The organism is Vibrio sp. D54 (assembly GCF_021728075.1).
In the GTDB taxonomy this organism is placed as follows: Bacteria; Pseudomonadota; Gammaproteobacteria; order Enterobacterales; family Vibrionaceae; genus Vibrio; species Vibrio alginolyticus.
In genome coordinates this window covers 37,923-54,757 of the sequence record NZ_JAKKCS010000024.1, presented here as the reverse complement: position 1 = coordinate 54,757, position 16,835 = coordinate 37,923, and the positions used below count along the sequence as shown (strand labels likewise).

At 45.4% G+C, this 16,835-nt stretch carries 15 protein-coding genes, 1 rRNA gene and 1 riboswitch; of the genes, 5 read left to right on the top strand and 11 right to left on the bottom strand.

Annotated features, from left to right (window positions below; genetic code table 11):
* Positions 1-208: ribosomal RNA gene (locus tag L3V37_RS22280) — 16S ribosomal RNA — on the bottom strand; the annotation flags it as partial.
* Between the two features lie 551 nt (positions 209-759).
* Between L3V37_RS22280 and L3V37_RS22275 the strand changes: the two genes are divergently transcribed.
* On the top strand, positions 760-1,215 hold the full coding sequence (locus L3V37_RS22275) for an RNA-binding protein (protein WP_017636066.1): 456 nt from the start codon (positions 760-762) through the stop codon (positions 1,213-1,215).
* Here L3V37_RS22275 and murI read toward each other — a convergent pair.
* The 3 genes from murI to btuB are packed head-to-tail and all read right to left on the bottom strand — an operon-like array spanning position 1,178 to position 4,600.
* Positions 1,178-1,981 (bottom strand): glutamate racemase, encoded by an 804-nt coding sequence (gene murI / locus L3V37_RS22270; protein ID WP_104975671.1) that lies wholly within the window; start codon positions 1,979-1,981, stop codon positions 1,178-1,180. The two genes, L3V37_RS22275 and murI, sit on opposite strands and share 38 nt — an antisense overlap.
* 31 nt (positions 1,982-2,012) lie before the next feature.
* Positions 2,013-2,705 carry an adenine nucleotide alpha hydrolase gene (locus L3V37_RS22265; RefSeq protein WP_213898963.1) on the bottom strand — a complete coding sequence of 231 codons (693 nt, stop codon included), beginning with the start codon at positions 2,703-2,705 and terminating at the stop codon, positions 2,013-2,015.
* A 59-nt stretch (positions 2,706-2,764) separates the two neighbouring features.
* On the bottom strand, positions 2,765-4,600 hold the full coding sequence (gene btuB / locus L3V37_RS22260; protein WP_005389692.1) for a TonB-dependent vitamin B12 receptor: 1,836 nt from the start codon (positions 4,598-4,600) through the stop codon (positions 2,765-2,767).
* Positions 4,601-4,655: 55 nt separating this feature from the next.
* Positions 4,656-4,856, bottom strand: a riboswitch (cobalamin riboswitch).
* 184 nt (positions 4,857-5,040) lie between these two features.
* Here btuB and trmA point away from each other — a divergent pair.
* The gene (gene trmA / locus L3V37_RS22255) at positions 5,041-6,150 is read left to right on the top strand and encodes a tRNA (uridine(54)-C5)-methyltransferase TrmA (RefSeq protein WP_025768174.1); all 1,110 of its coding nucleotides are present in this window, start codon (positions 5,041-5,043) and stop codon (positions 6,148-6,150) included.
* A gap of 63 nt (positions 6,151-6,213) precedes the next feature.
* Here the strand turns inward: trmA and L3V37_RS22250 are convergent, their stop codons facing one another.
* Both L3V37_RS22250 and fabR read right to left on the bottom strand, forming a co-directional pair.
* Positions 6,214-6,579, bottom strand: coding sequence for a YijD family membrane protein (locus tag L3V37_RS22250; protein ID WP_005378634.1), 366 nt, complete (start codon positions 6,577-6,579; stop codon positions 6,214-6,216).
* The gene (gene fabR / locus L3V37_RS22245; protein ID WP_005378632.1) at positions 6,579-7,220 is read right to left on the bottom strand and encodes an HTH-type transcriptional repressor FabR; all 642 of its coding nucleotides are present in this window, start codon (positions 7,218-7,220) and stop codon (positions 6,579-6,581) included. Before fabR ends, L3V37_RS22250 begins: the two co-directional genes overlap by 1 nt.
* 263 nt (positions 7,221-7,483) lie before the next feature.
* Here fabR and sthA point away from each other — a divergent pair, with 263 nt between their 5' ends.
* Positions 7,484-8,914, top strand: coding sequence for a Si-specific NAD(P)(+) transhydrogenase (sthA, locus tag L3V37_RS22240; protein WP_005389689.1), 1,431 nt, complete (start codon positions 7,484-7,486; stop codon positions 8,912-8,914).
* A 57-nt stretch (positions 8,915-8,971) separates the two neighbouring features.
* Here the strand turns inward: sthA and dinF are convergent, their stop codons facing one another.
* From dinF to lexA, 3 genes are all read right to left on the bottom strand, one after another.
* Positions 8,972-10,321 carry an MATE family efflux transporter DinF gene (gene dinF, locus L3V37_RS22235; RefSeq protein WP_237307140.1) on the bottom strand — a complete coding sequence of 450 codons (1,350 nt, stop codon included), beginning with the start codon at positions 10,319-10,321 and terminating at the stop codon, positions 8,972-8,974.
* Between the two features lie 55 nt (positions 10,322-10,376).
* Positions 10,377-11,171 (bottom strand): class I SAM-dependent methyltransferase, encoded by a 795-nt coding sequence (locus L3V37_RS22230; protein WP_005378679.1) that lies wholly within the window; start codon positions 11,169-11,171, stop codon positions 10,377-10,379.
* Positions 11,172-11,365: 194 nt separating this feature from the next.
* Positions 11,366-11,986, bottom strand: a complete 621-nt coding sequence (gene lexA / locus L3V37_RS22225; protein WP_005378682.1) for a transcriptional repressor LexA — start codon at positions 11,984-11,986, stop codon at positions 11,366-11,368.
* 368 nt (positions 11,987-12,354) lie between these two features.
* Here lexA and plsB point away from each other — a divergent pair, with 368 nt between their 5' ends.
* On the top strand, positions 12,355-14,781 hold the full coding sequence (plsB, locus tag L3V37_RS22220; protein ID WP_237307138.1) for a glycerol-3-phosphate 1-O-acyltransferase PlsB: 2,427 nt from the start codon (positions 12,355-12,357) through the stop codon (positions 14,779-14,781).
* 64 nt (positions 14,782-14,845) lie between these two features.
* Here the strand turns inward: plsB and ubiA are convergent, their stop codons facing one another.
* Positions 14,846-15,700 (bottom strand): 4-hydroxybenzoate octaprenyltransferase, encoded by an 855-nt coding sequence (gene ubiA, locus L3V37_RS22215; RefSeq protein WP_005378684.1) that lies wholly within the window; start codon positions 15,698-15,700, stop codon positions 14,846-14,848.
* Complete coding sequence (locus L3V37_RS22210) at positions 15,701-16,240, bottom strand: chorismate lyase (protein WP_005378686.1); 540 nt, start codon at positions 16,238-16,240, stop codon at positions 15,701-15,703.
* 161 nt (positions 16,241-16,401) lie between these two features.
* Between L3V37_RS22210 and L3V37_RS22205 the strand changes: the two genes are divergently transcribed.
* On the top strand, positions 16,402-16,812 hold the full coding sequence (locus L3V37_RS22205; RefSeq protein WP_005378687.1) for a flagellar basal body-associated protein FliL: 411 nt from the start codon (positions 16,402-16,404) through the stop codon (positions 16,810-16,812).
* The last annotated feature ends 23 nt before the right edge of the window (positions 16,813-16,835 follow it).

The following is a 16,835-nucleotide window of genomic DNA, read 5'->3' as shown; positions in this document are numbered from 1 at the left end:
CTTTGGCCCGTAGGCATCATGCGGTATTAGCCATCGTTTCCAATGGTTATCCCCCACATCAGGGCAATTTCCTAGGCATTACTCACCCGTCCGCCGCTCGACGCCGTTATCGTTCCCCGAAGGTTCATATAACTCGTTTCCGCTCGACTTGCATGTGTTAGGCCTGCCGCCAGCGTTCAATCTGAGCCATGATCAAACTCTTCAATTTAAGATTTTGTCGGCTCAATGAATACTGAACATTACATAAAGTAATGTTTGAATTGACTGTGCTGAATCCGAAGATTCAATGGTCACTTCGTTTCATTGAAACCTAAATTGTTTCCGAAGAAACTATTTGGATTATCATCAACGAGTGCCCACACAGATTGATAGGTTCTTATTTTTAAAGAGCTTTTCTAACATTTTCAGCAACTTAGTTGCTCGTCGTTAGGGGTGCGTATCTTACTTCACACCGTGAGAGAGTCAAGCATTTTTTCAAATTCTTTTTCTCTCTTCCCGACTCGCTGTGTGACTTTCGTCTCACTCCGTGTCGGTGGATGCGCAGTATAGGGAGTTGAGAAATTAGTACAAGTGTTTTTTGCAAATAAAAAACCAACCGGTCACAAATTAGCCAAAAGTGCGATATTTGCATATTTCTTCGTCACATTTGAGACATATCACAGCAATTGGTTGGAAAAACACCAACCATATACGTAAGATTCATGTGTCTATTCTGTTAATGGGCAATCGATCTCTTTATCACTATGTGTAGTAATTAAAATGACGTCTAAAAAAAATCTGATTTTATGTGTTGGGCTGGCCATCGTTGGGGGAATCATCTTCTCTCAATTCATCATCCCACCAGCCTTGAGCTTCCTCATTGGTGTTATCGCTACTGCTTTTCTTTTTTCATTTTCTAGCAAAACACCTGTTCTTCAATCTTCGGACCCTGATCCTTCAACTAAAACGCTGTATGTCGGCAACCTTCCTTATAAGGCCAATGAGAGTCATGTTCGCGATTTGTTTGCTGAATATGGACAGGTCTACGCGGTACGCTTAATGAAAGATAAGCGTACTGGAAAAAGAAGAGGGTTTGGTTTTGTAGTGATGGCTGCGGCAGATGCCAAGCCAGCTATCGCTAAACTTAATGAAAAGGAATATATGGAGAGAACGCTAAAAGTGAGAATTGCGAACGATCCTAAACATCCGGATGGTGGTAAACCTGAACAGGATTAAAACCTAGCTTCTTTAAACAAATGTTCAGTGCATCTTCCTGCCAAGGAGTTGCACTGGCATAAATCGACTTACTTCCCTCTTCTGTATCCTCAATTTCATCACTTAATAGCAATGCTTTTACTCGACGTGCAATCGCTGCGCCTGAATCAATTAAAGTAACGTCCCCACCCAAAGCTTGATGAATCTCCTCTTTGATTAAAGGGAAGTGAGTACAACCGAGCACCGCAACATCGACTTTATCGCGAAGGGGAAGCAGGATATTTGTCAGTTCGTCGAGAGAAACGCTGTTGCCTCGCAACTTCTCTTCGGCCATATCTACCAAGCGAGTTGATCCCACCATCTCAACTGGTTTGCCTTGCGCAAAGTCCCGTATTAACTCGTGAGTATATTGGCGTGTTACTGTCGCCGGAGTGGCGATCAGCCCTACTCCTTTTGATGCTAAAAGCGATGCGGGTTTAATCGCAGGGACAACACCAACAACGGGAATCGATAAATTTTCGCGTAAGGAAGGAAGCACTATGGTGCTCGCCGTGTTGCAAGCAATGACAACAATGTCGACTTGGTGTTCTTCGACTAATGAAGAGACCAGTTGGTTAACTCGTGAAATGAGTACAGCCTGATCGAGTTCACCATAAGGGTAAGCCTGATTATCGAATAAGTATAAGTAGTCTAGCTGGGGCAATAGGCGATGTATCTCTTGGAATACAGAAAGGCCACCAACACCGGAGTCAAAAACTAGGACTTTTTTCTTACTTGCTACTCGCACGAGCCTTACCTAAAGAACAGAAACGTTGCGATCATACTGCGTAGATTTGTTTTGGCAATGCTTTAGCATGGTATCTTTGATGGCTGAATCTATCTCCAGATTCTACATCTCGCTTCGTCAACTCGATATGTCCTTGAAAAGATGGCGAACACGTGACCAATGTGTGAAATTCACCATTTTCCCCACAGGGATCAATTTGACTTGGTAATGACTCTATTAGGGCTTTGTCATACCAGCGACCACACCATTCTGGAGGGAGAACTCTTCCGTCGATGGTGATTAACATAGTTTGAATACCACGCTCTATGATTTCCATCGCTAGTTTTTCGCTGCTCTCCCCTAATAGAGGAAAGACGCATTCCCAGCCAACAGGTTCAATATAGCTGCGTCGGTAATCGGCAATGCCATTACAAAACATATCACCAAATGCGACAGCTTCTATGTTCAGACCACTACTGTGTAATGCATTAACGATGGTTGATTGATAAATGTCGTTACTCGGAAAGACTTCAGGCAGTTCGATAGTAATGAGCGGAAGCGCAAGTAAGTCTGCTTGCATTTGTACGACTTCAAGCGGAGTTGCTTGAAAAGGGACTTCTTTCCCTACGTAAGTCGTGTACAAACCGATAACTTGATAATTTGGATTCTCGTTAAGGCGCTCAAGCGTTAATGTCGAATCTTTACCGCTGGACCAACTGATCACCACTCGCTTGGGTTTCTTCATTCGATTTTCCACCACAAAATATTAAAAACCGCCCGAAGGCGGTTTGTGCTCATTCACGATTAGAATTCGTAGCCAACGTTGAGATAGTACGCTCGCTCTGCAGCAGGGTAACCTTTTGCCATCTCATACTCTTCATCAAGTAGATTATCGATACGAGCGCTAATAGAGGTCGACTCATTCGGATAGTAAGTCACCGCCGTATCAACCAACGAGTAAGAAGAAAGCGTAATATCTTGTGAAGGCCAAGTGCTGTAATCCACATCTGGACGCTTACCGACGTACTGATAGCTAACCGACCAATCCACTTTATCGAAGCTCACTAAAGCATTCCACTTATACATTTCTTTAGCGCGACGCTGCAACTGATGCCCTTTATCGTCTTCAGCATCTTTGTAATCTGCACTCAACTGGTGCTGCACAATCCCTGTATCAAACTCAGCAACAAGCTCCACACCTTGGATATGTGTTTCACCATCGACATTCAAATATTTGTATGTGGTTGGATGGTAATCGATAAGATTCGTGATTTTATAGTCATAACCCGTGACGGACCAAAAAACGCCTTGGACATCACCGCTGAATGCTAGCTCCCAAGCATCTGACTCTTCCGGCTTCAGATCTTTCTCACCGTATGTTGGGTCATACTGCTGATATAGGTTTGGAGCCTTAAACGCAGTACCAAAAGAGGCTTTAACCCCAAACTCTGGTACAAACTGGTAACCAGCCGCTAAACTGTAAGTGAACTCACTACCGTATTCTTCGTTATCATCAAGGCGAGCACTGCCCTCAAGCATTGCTTTATCAATACTGGTGGTTGCCATACCAAACAGAGCGCCATTGGTACGATCAAACGTTTTATTCGCACTCTTGTCTTTATAAGACTCGTTGCGCCAATCAATACCACCAGCCAACGTCGTATTGTTGTTTAGCAAGTAACTGTTGGTCCACTGGACATTTTGCTGCTCAAGTTCATCTTCAGTACCTGAGTGTTTGCCTTTTGCTTGCTCATAGTTCCAAGACTTCTGTTTCTGTGCTGTTACTTGTAGTTCTGACATCACATTATCAGACTGATACTTACCGCCCAGAGTGACAGAAAGATCGTCTTTTTCTGCTTCGTAGTAACCGCGACTGCCGTAGCTGCTGTCATATTGATAAACATTTTCGTAAGCACGTAGGTTACCAAATGCAGACCACTGGTCATTGAAGTTGTGCACGTAACCTAGCAGACCATTCTTTGTATCAAAGCCATGGCGATCGCCGTCATTAACTCCCGGTACAGGACGAACGTTATAACCATCATCACTTTCACTACCAAGCGCGATATTTAGCTGGCCGCTCTCTGTGACTTTAATACCAGATGCCACACTCAATTCCTGGTAATCTAAGCTGCCTAAACCCGCACTTAACTTCGTTCCTTCTTCGTCAGCACGCGCAATGGTGATGATATTGATCACGCCACCAATCGCTTCTGAGCCGTAAAGTGACGCACGCGCACCACGCACGTACTCAATACGTTGAACGTAAGTAAGTGGGATTTGGTTAAAGTCCACAGCGCCCTTCGCTGCTCGTGCAAAACGTACGCCATCAACCAGTACTAAAACTTGGTCGGAACTGGTTCCACGAACAAATAAAGACGCTAACTGACCACGACCACCATTTTGTGAAACTTGAATTCCGGTAAGGCGACGCAATACATCTGGTAGGGTTTTCGCTTGAATGCGATCGATGTCTTGTCGAGTAACTACTTCGACATCTGCCAACGTACGGCTTTCGGCTTGCTCAAAACGGTTTGCCGTAACAACGATGGTTTCGTCAGTGGAGGTTTCTTGGGCCTGTAGATAAGAGACAGGTGAAAGCAGCGATGCCAAAGTGATCGCCAGTGCGGATTTTCTCATTGTATTGTCCTAAATCGCGTAATTCCTTCCGAGCCCTGTCATCATGACAGTCCAGTGCTGTGGCTCAGTTGTTGGCAGGTATTCGGACTCAAGAGCACGGGTGTACCGCCTACTTGCTCGACTTCCCACATAAACTAATGCAGTGTCTGATGAGCGTTCGTTCTCTTTTACCGCTGCGCGTCAGTTCTGGATTCACACCAGATTCCCATTTCAGCCATCTAGATTGCTAGATAGCACCAACTTGAGGCAAATATTATTCAGCTATTGATTATTTGTCCAGCCAATATTGCCCTTAGAAGTTGTAACGTTTTGATTGATTTTGCTTTCTACTCTGCCTGTACGCACTATCTTTAAATCAATTCCAGTACAAAACTGGACATCCTATTGAGATTGAATAAAATCTGCGCTCTTAAATTGAATGCACCATAAAAGGTAAGATCATGGCTACTCTTGATGTAAACCCACAACGCTACCAAGAACAACTGGCTGAAAAAGTCGAACGTCTCACGGATATGTTCGCGCCATACAACATGCCAGAACTGGAAGTGTTTGAATCACCAGAGCAGCACTACCGCATGCGTGCTGAGTTCCGTGTTTGGCATGAAGGCGAAGATCTTTACTACATCATGTTCAACCAAGAAACTCGTGAGAAGTACCGTGTTGACCAATTCCCTGCAGCAAGCCGTCTGATCAACGACCTGATGCCGCTATTGGTTGAAGCGATGAAAGACAACGACTCACTACGTCGTAAACTGTTCCAAGTGGATTTCCTATCGACGCTAAGTGGTGAGATTCTGGTTTCACTCCTTTACCATCGCCAACTTGATGAAGAGTGGATTGAAAACGCGAAAGCCCTTAAACAGCGTTTAAATGATGAAGGCTTTAACCTAAACATCATTGGTCGCGCTCGTAAGATGAAGATTGTCCTAGACCGAGACTACGTTATCGAGAAGCTCGATGTAAATGGTCAAAGCTACATCTACCAACAAGTAGAGAACAGCTTCACTCAGCCGAACGGCAAAGTCGCAGAGAAGATGCTGGAATGGGCGGTCGACTGTACCCAAGAAAGCACTGGCGACCTACTAGAGCTTTACTGTGGTAACGGTAACTTCTCGCTGGCGTTGGCACAGAATTTCGACCGCGTACTGGCAACTGAGCTAGCGAAGCCATCTGTGGTATCTGCACAGTACAACATCGCCGCCAATAAGATTGATAACGTACAAATCTTACGTCTATCGGCAGAGGAATTTACTCAAGCGATCGAAGGTAAGCGTGAATTCCGTCGTCTACAAGATGCAGGTGTGGATCTGAAGAGCTACAACTGCAACACGATTTTTGTCGACCCACCACGTGCTGGGATGGATGTCGATACTTGTAAAATGGTGCAAGGTTACGAGCGCATCATGTACATCTCTTGTAACCCTGAGACTCTAAAAGAGAACTTGGACACTCTATGCGAAACACACAACGTAACGCGTTTTGCTCTGTTTGACCAATTCCCTTATACCCACCACATGGAAGCGGGCGTGCTATTGGAACGCAAAGCGTAACCCACCGCGTCAAATACAAAAAAAGCGAGCTCAATGGCTCGCTTTTTAATTTGATTCGTTTGCTTATTCCGCAGAAGTCTTCTTGCTGACAAAACCTAGCTTCTTACCAATCCATGCGAGTAAGATCATTGAAACCATGATCGCAAAGAAGTTTGAGCCTGCTTCTGGGTATTGCGCTTTAATAAACGCAGAGTGACCAAACGCACCTACGAAGAAACACGCCAAGCCAACTAATGGGATATCTTCTGATACCGGATTATTTAGGTACTCTTGGTAAAGAGCTTGTACAGCCAGTACGAGTGCAATCAATGGGAAGATTGAAAAAGACACTTCACTCATGGTCAACCATGACAACAAAGCATCACCACACATACCTGCAACCAGTGCCAAAATCAGCGTTTTCTTTTCAGATTTATTTCCATTCGACATTATTCTATCCCGCCTTTTAATCGGTTACGTTCACGTTCTTTGCGATACCAATAGGCCCCTTTGGCTATCATTCGCAATTGCATGATCAATCGCTCGGCGAGTTCATCGCGCTCACGTCGATCTAAATCTAAAGCTTCAGCCCCCGAACTGAAAACCAAAGTCACAGACGCTTCTGCTTGAGTATACGCCTCTTCTCTGGTCACGCCGGTGCTCATTAAATACTCGGTTAATTCTGCCGCAAAATGCTGGATTTCTCGAGCAACAGCGGTACGAAATTCAGCAGAAGTGCCGGAGCGCTCACGCAACAACAAACGAAAAACGTTCGGACTACTTTCAATGAATTCCATAAAGGTTTCGACCGAGGTACGAATTACGCTACCTTCTTTCACAATACGTTGACGCGCCTGACGCATCAGTTGGCGTAGTAGCAAACCGCCTTCATCAACCATGGTTAAGCCTAGCTCATCCATATCTTTGAAGTGACGATAAAAAGAAGTCGGTGCAATCCCTGCCTCTCGGGCGACTTCTCGCAAGCTAAGGCTGGAAAAGCTGCGATCCGCACTTAATTGACTAAATGCCGCATCGATCAATGATCGACGTGTCTTCTCTTTTTGCTGTGCGCGGATTCCCATCGATTTCATTCTTAACTTGCTCTTTTTCTGTAGGGTACAAGAGCCTCAATATAACGCAATTTGCTCCTACGGAGAAAGATATGTTGCTTCGCTCGCTCTGAGCGCCGAGAACGTTACTATTGGCATGCATCTAATTGCAATGTTCTCGATGCAATTTATAGACATACAACATACCAAATCACCCTTTTGGTCGATTCTGCGTGATCACTTCCACTCTCTAACAGGCATTACGTGTACCAATAGAGTAAATGAGTTAAAATCGCGCTAAAGCAATGTTAAGCAAATATAACAAGGAAGGCATCATGGCGCATGTTAATCACTATGACGTGATCGTAATCGGTAGTGGCCCTGGCGGAGAAGGGGCTGCAATGGGATTAACCAAAGCGGGACTGAATGTTGCCATTGTCGAGAAAGAAAGCAGTGTCGGCGGCGGTTGTACTCACTGGGGAACTATTCCATCAAAAGCACTGCGTCATGCCGTTAGCCGCATCATCGAATTTAATAGCAACCCGCTATTTTGTCGAAACAACACCAGCGTTCATGCAACATTTTCTGACATTTTAGGTCATGCTAAATCGGTCATTGATAAGCAAACTCGACTTCGTCAGGGCTTTTATGACCGTAACTCATGCACACTTTTGTTCGGAACCGCGCGATTTATCGATAACTACTCAATTGCAGTGATGCAAAGCGACGGTACAGAAGAAATCTATTCAGCGGATAAGTTTGTCATCGCGACGGGTTCTCGTCCGTATCAGCCTAACGACGTAGATTTCTTGCATGAGCGCATCTACGACAGTGATTCCATTTTGAGCCTGAAACACGACCCTCGCCATATCATCATTTACGGTGCGGGCGTTATCGGTTGTGAATACGCTTCTATCTTCCGCGGCCTTGGAGTGAAAACCGACCTTATCAATACCCGCGACCGCTTGTTGGAGTTTTTGGATAACGAAGTGTCAGATGCGCTGTCTTACCACTTCTGGAACAGCGGTGTGGTAATTCGTAATGATGAAACCTATGAAAAAATAGAAGGCACAGAAGATGGCGTGATTATTCACCTACAATCTGGCAAGAAGATGAAGGCAGACTGCTTGTTGTATGCGAATGGTCGAACAGGTAACACCGATAAGTTGAATTTGGGTGCAGTGGGTCTGGAAGCGGACTCTCGCGGACAACTAAAAGTAAACCGTAACTACCAAACCGATATTGAACACATTTACGCTGTAGGCGATGTCATCGGTTACCCTAGCCTTGCAAGCGCCGCTTATGACCAAGGGCGATTTGTCGCACAAGCCATTACGAAAGGTCAGGCAGAAAACTATCTGATTGATGATATTCCAACGGGTATCTACACCATCCCAGAGATTAGCTCTGTGGGTAAAACCGAGCAAGAGCTAACAGCTGCGAAAGTACCGTATGAAGTAGGACGCTCTTCCTTCAAGCATCTAGCTCGTGCACAGATCGCAGGGAAAGACATCGGTAGCTTGAAGATATTGTTCCATCGTGAAACCAAAGAAATTTTAGGAATTCACTGTTTTGGCGAACGTGCCGCGGAAATTATCCACATCGGTCAAGCCATTATGGAGCAAAAAGGCTCAGCGAATACCATCGAGTATTTCGTCAATACCACCTTCAACTATCCAACAATGGCCGAAGCGTATCGTGTCGCTGCGTTGAATGGTTTGAACCGCTTGTTCTAATCTATGCTTCTTGATAGCAGACAGAAAAACAGCAGGCTTGGACCTGCTGTTTTTATATCAACATTGTGCTAGGAAGGTATCCTTGTGCCATTGGTAGAGAAAGATAACCCCTAAACCAATACCCCGCATCAACATAAAGCTCGTCATTGCAAACCACAGCGCGTGATTTTCCCACTCGGCGAACAAGTAAAAGACAACAAAGAAACTGCTAGTCGCGACAAACATACTATTGCGCATGTCTTTGCCTTTGGTTGCACCGACAAAAATGCCATCCAATAGAAAGCACCACATCGACGCAAGTGGCATCACCACCAGCCAAGGTAGATACACCGCTGCTTGCTGTTGTACCGCCTCAATTGAAGTGATCATGGCGATCAACTGGGATCCCGCCAAACCAAAGAGCGCGGTCAGTCCTAAACAAATAATCAAACTCCAAAAGAAAGTGCCGACAAGCGATTCACTCAATTGTTGCCTATCTTTGGCACCAATCGCCTTCCCGACCATGGCCTCCATTGCGTAAGCAAAGCCATCCATGCCATACGAGATAATCATCAGGAAGCTCATCAGAACCGCATTTGTAGCGACAACCTCATCACCAAAGCTCGCACCTTGGAACGTCATAAAGCTAAAAGCCGCTTGCAGACACAAAGAGCGCAAGAAAATATCGCGATTCAATTTCACGAAGCGCCCTAAACCGTGTTGAGTGCTGGCTAGCAACTTTTGAGGTGATGGTAATTGTCTCTCTCGCCAGGTTTTCCAGACACACATGAGACCAAAACCCATGCCTGAGTAGTCAGCAATCACTGATGCCAGCGCAGCGCCTTCTACTTTCCACCCCAAACCAATCACAAACAACAAATCGAGGGCAATATTAGTCACGTTGGTGATGATCACCATCCACATTGGTGCTTTGGAATTTTGCGTTCCGAGCAGCCACCCCAACAACACAAAGTTCATTAGCGCTGCGGGGGCACTCCACACTCGGATAGAGAAATATTGCATGCCATAGTGTTTTACCTCTGCGCTGGCGTCACTCCAGCCAAAGATCAAATCAGCAATCGGGTTATGGGCAATAAGGAAGACTAACGCAAACAGCAGCGCCATAAGTGAGCCTTGCATAAACACCAAGGCAAGTTGCTTTCGGTCTTCACCGCCGTAGGACTGCGCCGCCAACCCAGTAGTCGACATACGCAAAAAACCAAGCAGCCAAAACGTCACGCTGATCATGGTGCTGCCCAACGCAACACCACCCAAATACCAAGCGTGGTCTAGATGACCAATCACCGCTGCATCGACCAAACCGAGCAATGGAACAGTAATATTCGACAGCACCATAGGTATCGCTAAAGCTAAGACTTGGCGATGAACTTTTGGGTTAGATAAAGGAGAGAAGATTGAATTTGTCACAGGCACCTCATCAGTAAGATCGACGAGTGTACCTGAGCGCTTAACGACTAGCCAATTACCACTTGATGTGAACGAGGACTGGCGTGAGGCGATGCTTCAACATTGGAATCTTATTAAGCCAACGCTGCCAAGCTTTCCAACGAGAACAGAATCTATCGAATGGCGAGAAAGCTTTCACCCATTGTGCCCATGGTAACCATTGCAATATCTGTGCTGCAGGCGCTTCAAAGCCATGAGCATAACGATCAGAGCCAAGCTTTTGCCCCCACTTGGTTTCCGTTAAATCTCCTGCCAGCACCATACACAGTTCAGCAGAAACAAAATGTCGACCTAAGGTTTGAATAAATTTCGCGACTTGACGCTCTGTGCAATCGAGCAGTGCCATTTCACATAAAATGAGTACCGGTGCTTGCTCTGGAATGGCTAACGTCTCTAGCCACGACATTTCATCCACACTGCCACAGCGATGTTCATAACGTTCATTTTTGTGGAACAAACGCTGACGCCATACCAAATTTTCCGTCACATCCAGCTCTATCCAATGGCAGCGTCCATTATCCAAACGATAAAAGCGGGTATCCAGCCCCGCTCCGACATTGATTATCCAGGCATCGGGATACTGCTGTAAGAAGTGGCTAACCTGCTGGTCACAAAGCTGAGTCAGCGTCACGTGCAGCAATTGCTTCTGCGCAATATCACCACTCAAACAATCCGGCGCCATCTTACAGCTCAAACACGCTTTAGCAGCTATCGGATCGTACACCAAGCCATTGTCGACCATGCTTTCACGGCTACGCAATAACAGTGGCTTCAATAGATGGTTAGGAACTTGATGTTTAGACTGAGACATGGGCATTTCCTGCGCCAGAGAGAAAACATAGACATTAATAAAGATGATAATGAATATCAATTACATTATCAAGCTTATAAATTGGTCAAAACAAACAAGGTCAAGATGATGAGCAAGCTTTTGGAGGAAGTAGAAAAAGAGAAAAGAAGAGAAAAGACAAAACAGCCCAGATCAACTGGGCTGCTTAAATACACTTACATCCAATCGGTATTACGAATAATACCAACGGCTAAGCCTTCAATCGTAAGGTGCTGAGACGTTAAGTCCACTTGAATTGGGGCAAACTCTTCATTCTCAGCATGCAGTAATATGGTTGAACCTTTGCGCTCCAAACGCTTCACAGTCACATCATCATCAACACGCGCAACGACAACTTGACCGTCTCTCACGTCTTGGGTTTTATGCACCGCGAGCAGATCGCCATCCATAATCCCGATGTCTTTCATACTCTCGCCATTTACACGAAGTAAGAAATCCGCTTGCGGTTTGAACATCGCAGGATCGACTTGGTAGTGCGCCTCTACGTGCTCTTGAGCCAAGATTGGCTCACCCGCTGCGACTTGACCAATCAAAGGCAAACCCTGCTCATCATTGGCTGCGTCTTCAAGCAGGATACGAATCCCACGAGAAGCGCCTGGAATAATTTCAATTGCTTGCTTACGAGCAAGCGCTTTTAGGTGTTCCTCTGCGGCATTCGCAGAGCGGAAGCCAAGCTCACGCGCAATCTCTGCACGAGTTGGTGGCATTCCGGTGTCGTCGATTTTACTTTTAATCAAATCGAAGACTTGTTGTTGGCGTGGCGTTAACGGCTTCATGTCTCACCTGTCTTTTTATACAGTTAACTGTGAGTATATCCAGTAAATGCTCAAATGAAAACCCAATTGGTTGTTTTTTAATTTATTTGTGGGGAGCTTTCAGCTTACCAATTAAGTTCATTCTTTATTCGTTTAAAACACCGACTTTTCAGTTAATCAAGTCAAAGCAATAACTTAGGGGTTCGACTAATTTACAGCCAATAAAATTAAAAGGTTTGACCAGTTTCTGGTATCCTTGCAGCGCTTAAATTTTATCGCCTAGGCTTATTTCTATTGCCGTACTCATCTCTTTTTATAGAGAAGACATGCAAAGCGGAAACTGAAATAAGGTTAGGCCTGTTTGAATACCTATTGAGGCTGTGAACTTTATGTCTTCTGGACAATCATTTTCACGTTCATTACTAAAACTACCTTTATCGGTACTGGTAAAGGGCACCGCAATCCCGTCGAACCCGATTGAAGATCTGAACATCGACCTAACTAAACCGATTGTATATGCCCTGCCGTTCCGCTCGAACGTGGATTTGCTGACACTGCAAAAACAAGCCATGAGCCTTGGTCTACCCGACCCGCTCAGCCCGCTGGAAATCAATGGCAAAACGCTGAACCGTTTCGTCTTTATCGCTGCGCGTCCAACTGTGATGAACAACGATAATGATGTCCCAACCGATTCTGTCTCTCTGTTCACTGACTTACTGGAACTGCACAAGCTGGATAGTGAGTTAGATGTTCAAATGATCCCTGCAACCGTGCTTTGGGGTCGTAAGCCAGGTAAAGAAGAGAACCAAAAGCCTTACCTTCAACCGATGAATGGTCCGCAAAAAGCCAAAGCAGTAATGGCGGCGGGACGCGACTGCTTAGTTCGCTTTAGTCCCGTGGTATCTCTGCGTTATATGGCAGACTCTCACGGTACCGACAGCGCAATTGCGCACAAACTGGCTCGCGTGGCGCGTATCCACTTCTCACGCCAGAAACTGGCTGCTTCAGGCCCAAACTTGCCACAACGCCAAGTGTTGTTTGCTCGTTTACTAAAATCTCCAGCTATTGAACTGGCGATTGCTGACGAAGCCAAGAGCAAAAACATCTCGATTGATAAGGCACGTAAAGAAGCCCACGACATCATGGATGAAATCGCCGCCGACTTCTCCTACAGTCTGGTGAAAAACGGCGACCGCATCCTGAGTTGGTTATGGACAAAACTATACCAAGGTTTGCACATCAATAACGCCTCGACTGTGCGTCGTTTAGCGCAAGACGGCCACGAAATTGTGTACGTTCCGTGTCACCGTAGTCACATGGACTACCTGCTGTTGTCTTATGTTTTGTACCATGAAGGCATGGTGCCTCCGCACATTGCGGCAGGCATTAACTTGAACTTCTTCCCGGCCGGTCCTCTTTTCCGTCGCGGTGGGGCGTTCTTTATTCGTCGTAGTTTTAAAGGCAACAAACTGTACTCAACCATTTTCCGAGAGTATCTAGCTGAGCTGTTTGCCAAAGGCTATTCAGTCGAGTACTTCAGTGAGGGTGGTCGTTCACGTACAGGTCGCTTACTGCAAGCGAAAACGGGTATGCTGGCTATGACCATCCAAGCAATGCTACGTGGTCTAAACCGCCCAGTAACACTAGTGCCGGTCTACATCGGTTACGAGCACGTAATGGAAGTGGGCACTTACGCGAAAGAGCTGCGTGGCAAACGCAAAGAGAAAGAAAACGCAGGGCTTGTACTGCGTACTCTGCGTAAACTGCGTAACTTTGGTTTGGGCTATGTGAACTTCGGTGAGCCAATTCAGCTCAACCAATACTTGAACGAGCATGCTCCTGAGTGGACGAAAGACATCGACAGCATGGGTGGTAACAAACCACAATGGATGAATCCTGTGGTCAACGACCTTGCTAATAAGATGATGACACACATCAACGATGCGGCGGCAGCAAACGCGTTGACCTTGTGTGCAACCGCACTGCTTGCTTCTCGTCAACGTGCACTTTCTCGTGACTCGCTGATCAATCAGATTGAGTGTTACTTAAAGCTACTCAAAAATAATCCGTACTCAAGCACCTCCACTATCCCTACCGAAAGTGCTGAGGAGTTGGTCGATCATGCAATTTCGCTTGATAAGTTCGTGATTGAAACCGATAGCATGGGTGACATCATTTCGCTGGACCGTAGCCAATCGATCCTGATGACTTACTATCGCAACAACATCATTCACTTGTTCGCTCTGCCGTCATTAATTGCCCAAATGCTCATTCGTCAGCGCAACCTTTCGGTAGCCAAGATTCAAGCGAATGTCGCGCAAATCTACCCATTCTTGAAGAAAGAGCTGTTCTTAAGTTACCAAGAAGACGAGTTGGATGAATTGGTCGTTAAAACACTGCATGAATTTGCCGATCAGAAAATGATTAATTTTGATGGTGATAAGCTGGAAATCAATCAATCGAACAACCAGCCTTTGGTTCTGTTAGGTCGAACGATAACTGAAACGCTGCAACGCTACTCTATCGCGATGAACTTGCTTGTTGCTTACCCTGAACTCGGTAAATCGGACCTAGAGCAGAAGAGCCAAGATATTGCTCAGCGCCTAGGGCGTTTGCACGGTATTAATGCGCCAGAATTCTTCGATAAAGGTGTGTTTACCGCGATGTTCAATACGCTCAAACAGCAAAAATACCTCGATAACGATGGTAACTGTGACACGAAGAAAACGCAGCAATTTGCACGGCTACTGTTCACTCTGCTTTATCCAGAAGTGAAACTGACGATCGAAGAGAGTATTCACCAACTTCGGTCGTAACCGTTTTACCTTCGTCCAATAAGAAAAAAGGCATCCAATCGGATGCCTTTTTCTATTTCTTCGCTTACCAAAATGCGACCAGTAACCCTATCGCTATCACCATGCCAACATAATTGTTGTTAAGGAAAGCCTTAAAGCACAACTCACGCTCACGGTGACGAATTAAGTGCTGCTGATAAACAAACAACGACGCTGCAATCAAAAGGGTCCAGTAGTAACTTTGTCCCAATTGATAGAACTGCCCTAACCAAACCAACATCGCGAGTGTAATCAGTTGCAACACGCCAATAATAAGCTTGTCATGACGACCAAACAGAATTGCCGTCGATTTAATGCCAATCTTTAGATCATCATCTCGGTCTACCATCGCATATTGAGTGTCGTACGCAATGGTCCACAAAGCGTTAATGAGGAACAAAAACCAAACAATCAATGGTAATTCCCCAGTTTGTGCAGCCCACGCCATTGGAATCGCCCAGCTAAAAGCCAAGCCTAAAAATAGCTGTGGAATATGAGTGTAACGCTTCATAAATGGATAGATGAACGCCAACACAATACCAGCGAAGGATAGCTGAATCGTCAGCGGGTTCATGGTCAGCACTAACAAAAACGAGCTGATACCCAAAACCAAAAATAATCCAATCGCTTCTTTTGCTGTCACTTTCCCTGATGGCAGTGGACGTTGCTTAGTACGCTTTACATGGCCGTCGACTTTGCGATCTGCAAAATCATTAATCACGCACCCCGCACTACGCATTAGGAATACCCCCAATACAAACACGATGAATACATCCCAACTTGGCATCCCTTGGGCTGAGATAATTAGCGCCCAAATCGTTGGCCACATCAGTAACAGTGAACCAATCGGGCGATCCATGCGCATCAGTTGCCAATATGCTTTGGCTTTTTCTGCGGACATTTACACTGTCTCCTTAGCGTAAACTGGTGAATTAGATAAGAATAACTCAGCAACTAGCATCGGTTTGTGATTCATCCACAACCTTGAGCGTCGCGCTAACAAACGTCCTTCTGGTACAGCTACCCATCCCATTTGCAAAGAGTCCCGCTCAACGTTATCTGCGCTGAACACCGTTAGTCCTAATGGGATATCCCCTTGTTGAGCCAAATCATACTGCTGATCAACTAAGGTTGAGCGAGGAATCAATGTCCGCCCAATAACCCAGTTATTATTGTCACCGCACAAAATTACCTCTCTCAGTAAGCAATCTTGTTCGGACAATAACTGGCTTTCGTCCTGTTTTAATGTCGCTGCAGTGACGATCTGATTTTGTAGCAATTCTACCGTTAACGCTTGGCAGTGCTGTTTTAAACGACGTGACAAAGACCCTTGCTCTTCAAGCCAGTGCTTGGCAAATTCATTTGGAAATTCGAATTCTTCGGGGTTTTGCCACTCTACTTCCAATAAAGAAGCAAGATAGAGTGATGTTGGCTGATTCATACTAGTATTCAATTGGAGGCTTTATGCGTACAATAAAGCAACAACTTACCGTCCATAGTAATGTATGTAACCGTAAGTTCCGTTATTTGTTATAGACGGCCCATTGTATCAAGACTGAAGCGATTCGAATATCGCGATCCAGAGAAAGAAAAGTTAGAAATATGTACAAACGTTATATAGCCCAAATTATTTTTGCGTTAACCATACTATTCGCCGCACCAAGTTGGGCTGAAACGGAAGAAGCTGGACCTAAGTTGGCATACTTTACCCTAGAGCCTGACCTCACTACTAACTTTTACACCAAAGGCAAAAAGTTAGGTTATGTGCAAGTGCGCATCGACATCATGGTAATGAGTCAACAAGATTTATCAGTTGTTGAGCATCACCAACCTTTGATTCGCGATGCAGTGATTGAATTATTGGGTAAGCAAACAGAAGATACGATTAAGTCCCTGTCTGGCCGAGAAGATCTGCGCAAAACCTTAGTGACGACCCTCAACGAAACGCTTTTGCCTGAAACAGGTAAAACCATCATTGCCGATTTGTTGTTTACAAAATACCTTTATCAATAAACCCAAATCCGTTTTGAACATAA

Coding starts and splice junctions, on each gene's coding strand:
- L3V37_RS22275 (WP_017636066.1), top strand. CDS start 760: ATGACGTCTAAAAAAAATCTGATTTTATGTGTTGGGCTGGCCATCGTT.
- L3V37_RS22265 (WP_213898963.1), bottom strand. CDS start 2,705: ATGAAGAAACCCAAGCGAGTGGTGATCAGTTGGTCCAGCGGTAAAGAT.
- btuB (WP_005389692.1), bottom strand. CDS start 4,600: ATGAGAAAATCCGCACTGGCGATCACTTTGGCATCGCTGCTTTCACCT.
- trmA (WP_025768174.1), top strand. CDS start 5,041: ATGGCTACTCTTGATGTAAACCCACAACGCTACCAAGAACAACTGGCT.
- L3V37_RS22250 (WP_005378634.1), bottom strand. CDS start 6,579: ATGTCGAATGGAAATAAATCTGAAAAGAAAACGCTGATTTTGGCACTG.
- fabR (WP_005378632.1), bottom strand. CDS start 7,220: ATGAAATCGATGGGAATCCGCGCACAGCAAAAAGAGAAGACACGTCGA.
- sthA (WP_005389689.1), top strand. CDS start 7,484: ATGTTAAGCAAATATAACAAGGAAGGCATCATGGCGCATGTTAATCAC.
- L3V37_RS22230 (WP_005378679.1), bottom strand. CDS start 11,171: ATGTCTCAGTCTAAACATCAAGTTCCTAACCATCTATTGAAGCCACTG.
- lexA (WP_005378682.1), bottom strand. CDS start 11,986: ATGAAGCCGTTAACGCCACGCCAACAACAAGTCTTCGATTTGATTAAA.
- plsB (WP_237307138.1), top strand. CDS start 12,355: ATGTCTTCTGGACAATCATTTTCACGTTCATTACTAAAACTACCTTTA.
- ubiA (WP_005378684.1), bottom strand. CDS start 15,700: ATGTCCGCAGAAAAAGCCAAAGCATATTGGCAACTGATGCGCATGGAT.
- L3V37_RS22210 (WP_005378686.1), bottom strand. CDS start 16,240: ATGAATCAGCCAACATCACTCTATCTTGCTTCTTTATTGGAAGTAGAG.
- L3V37_RS22205 (WP_005378687.1), top strand. CDS start 16,402: ATGTACAAACGTTATATAGCCCAAATTATTTTTGCGTTAACCATACTA.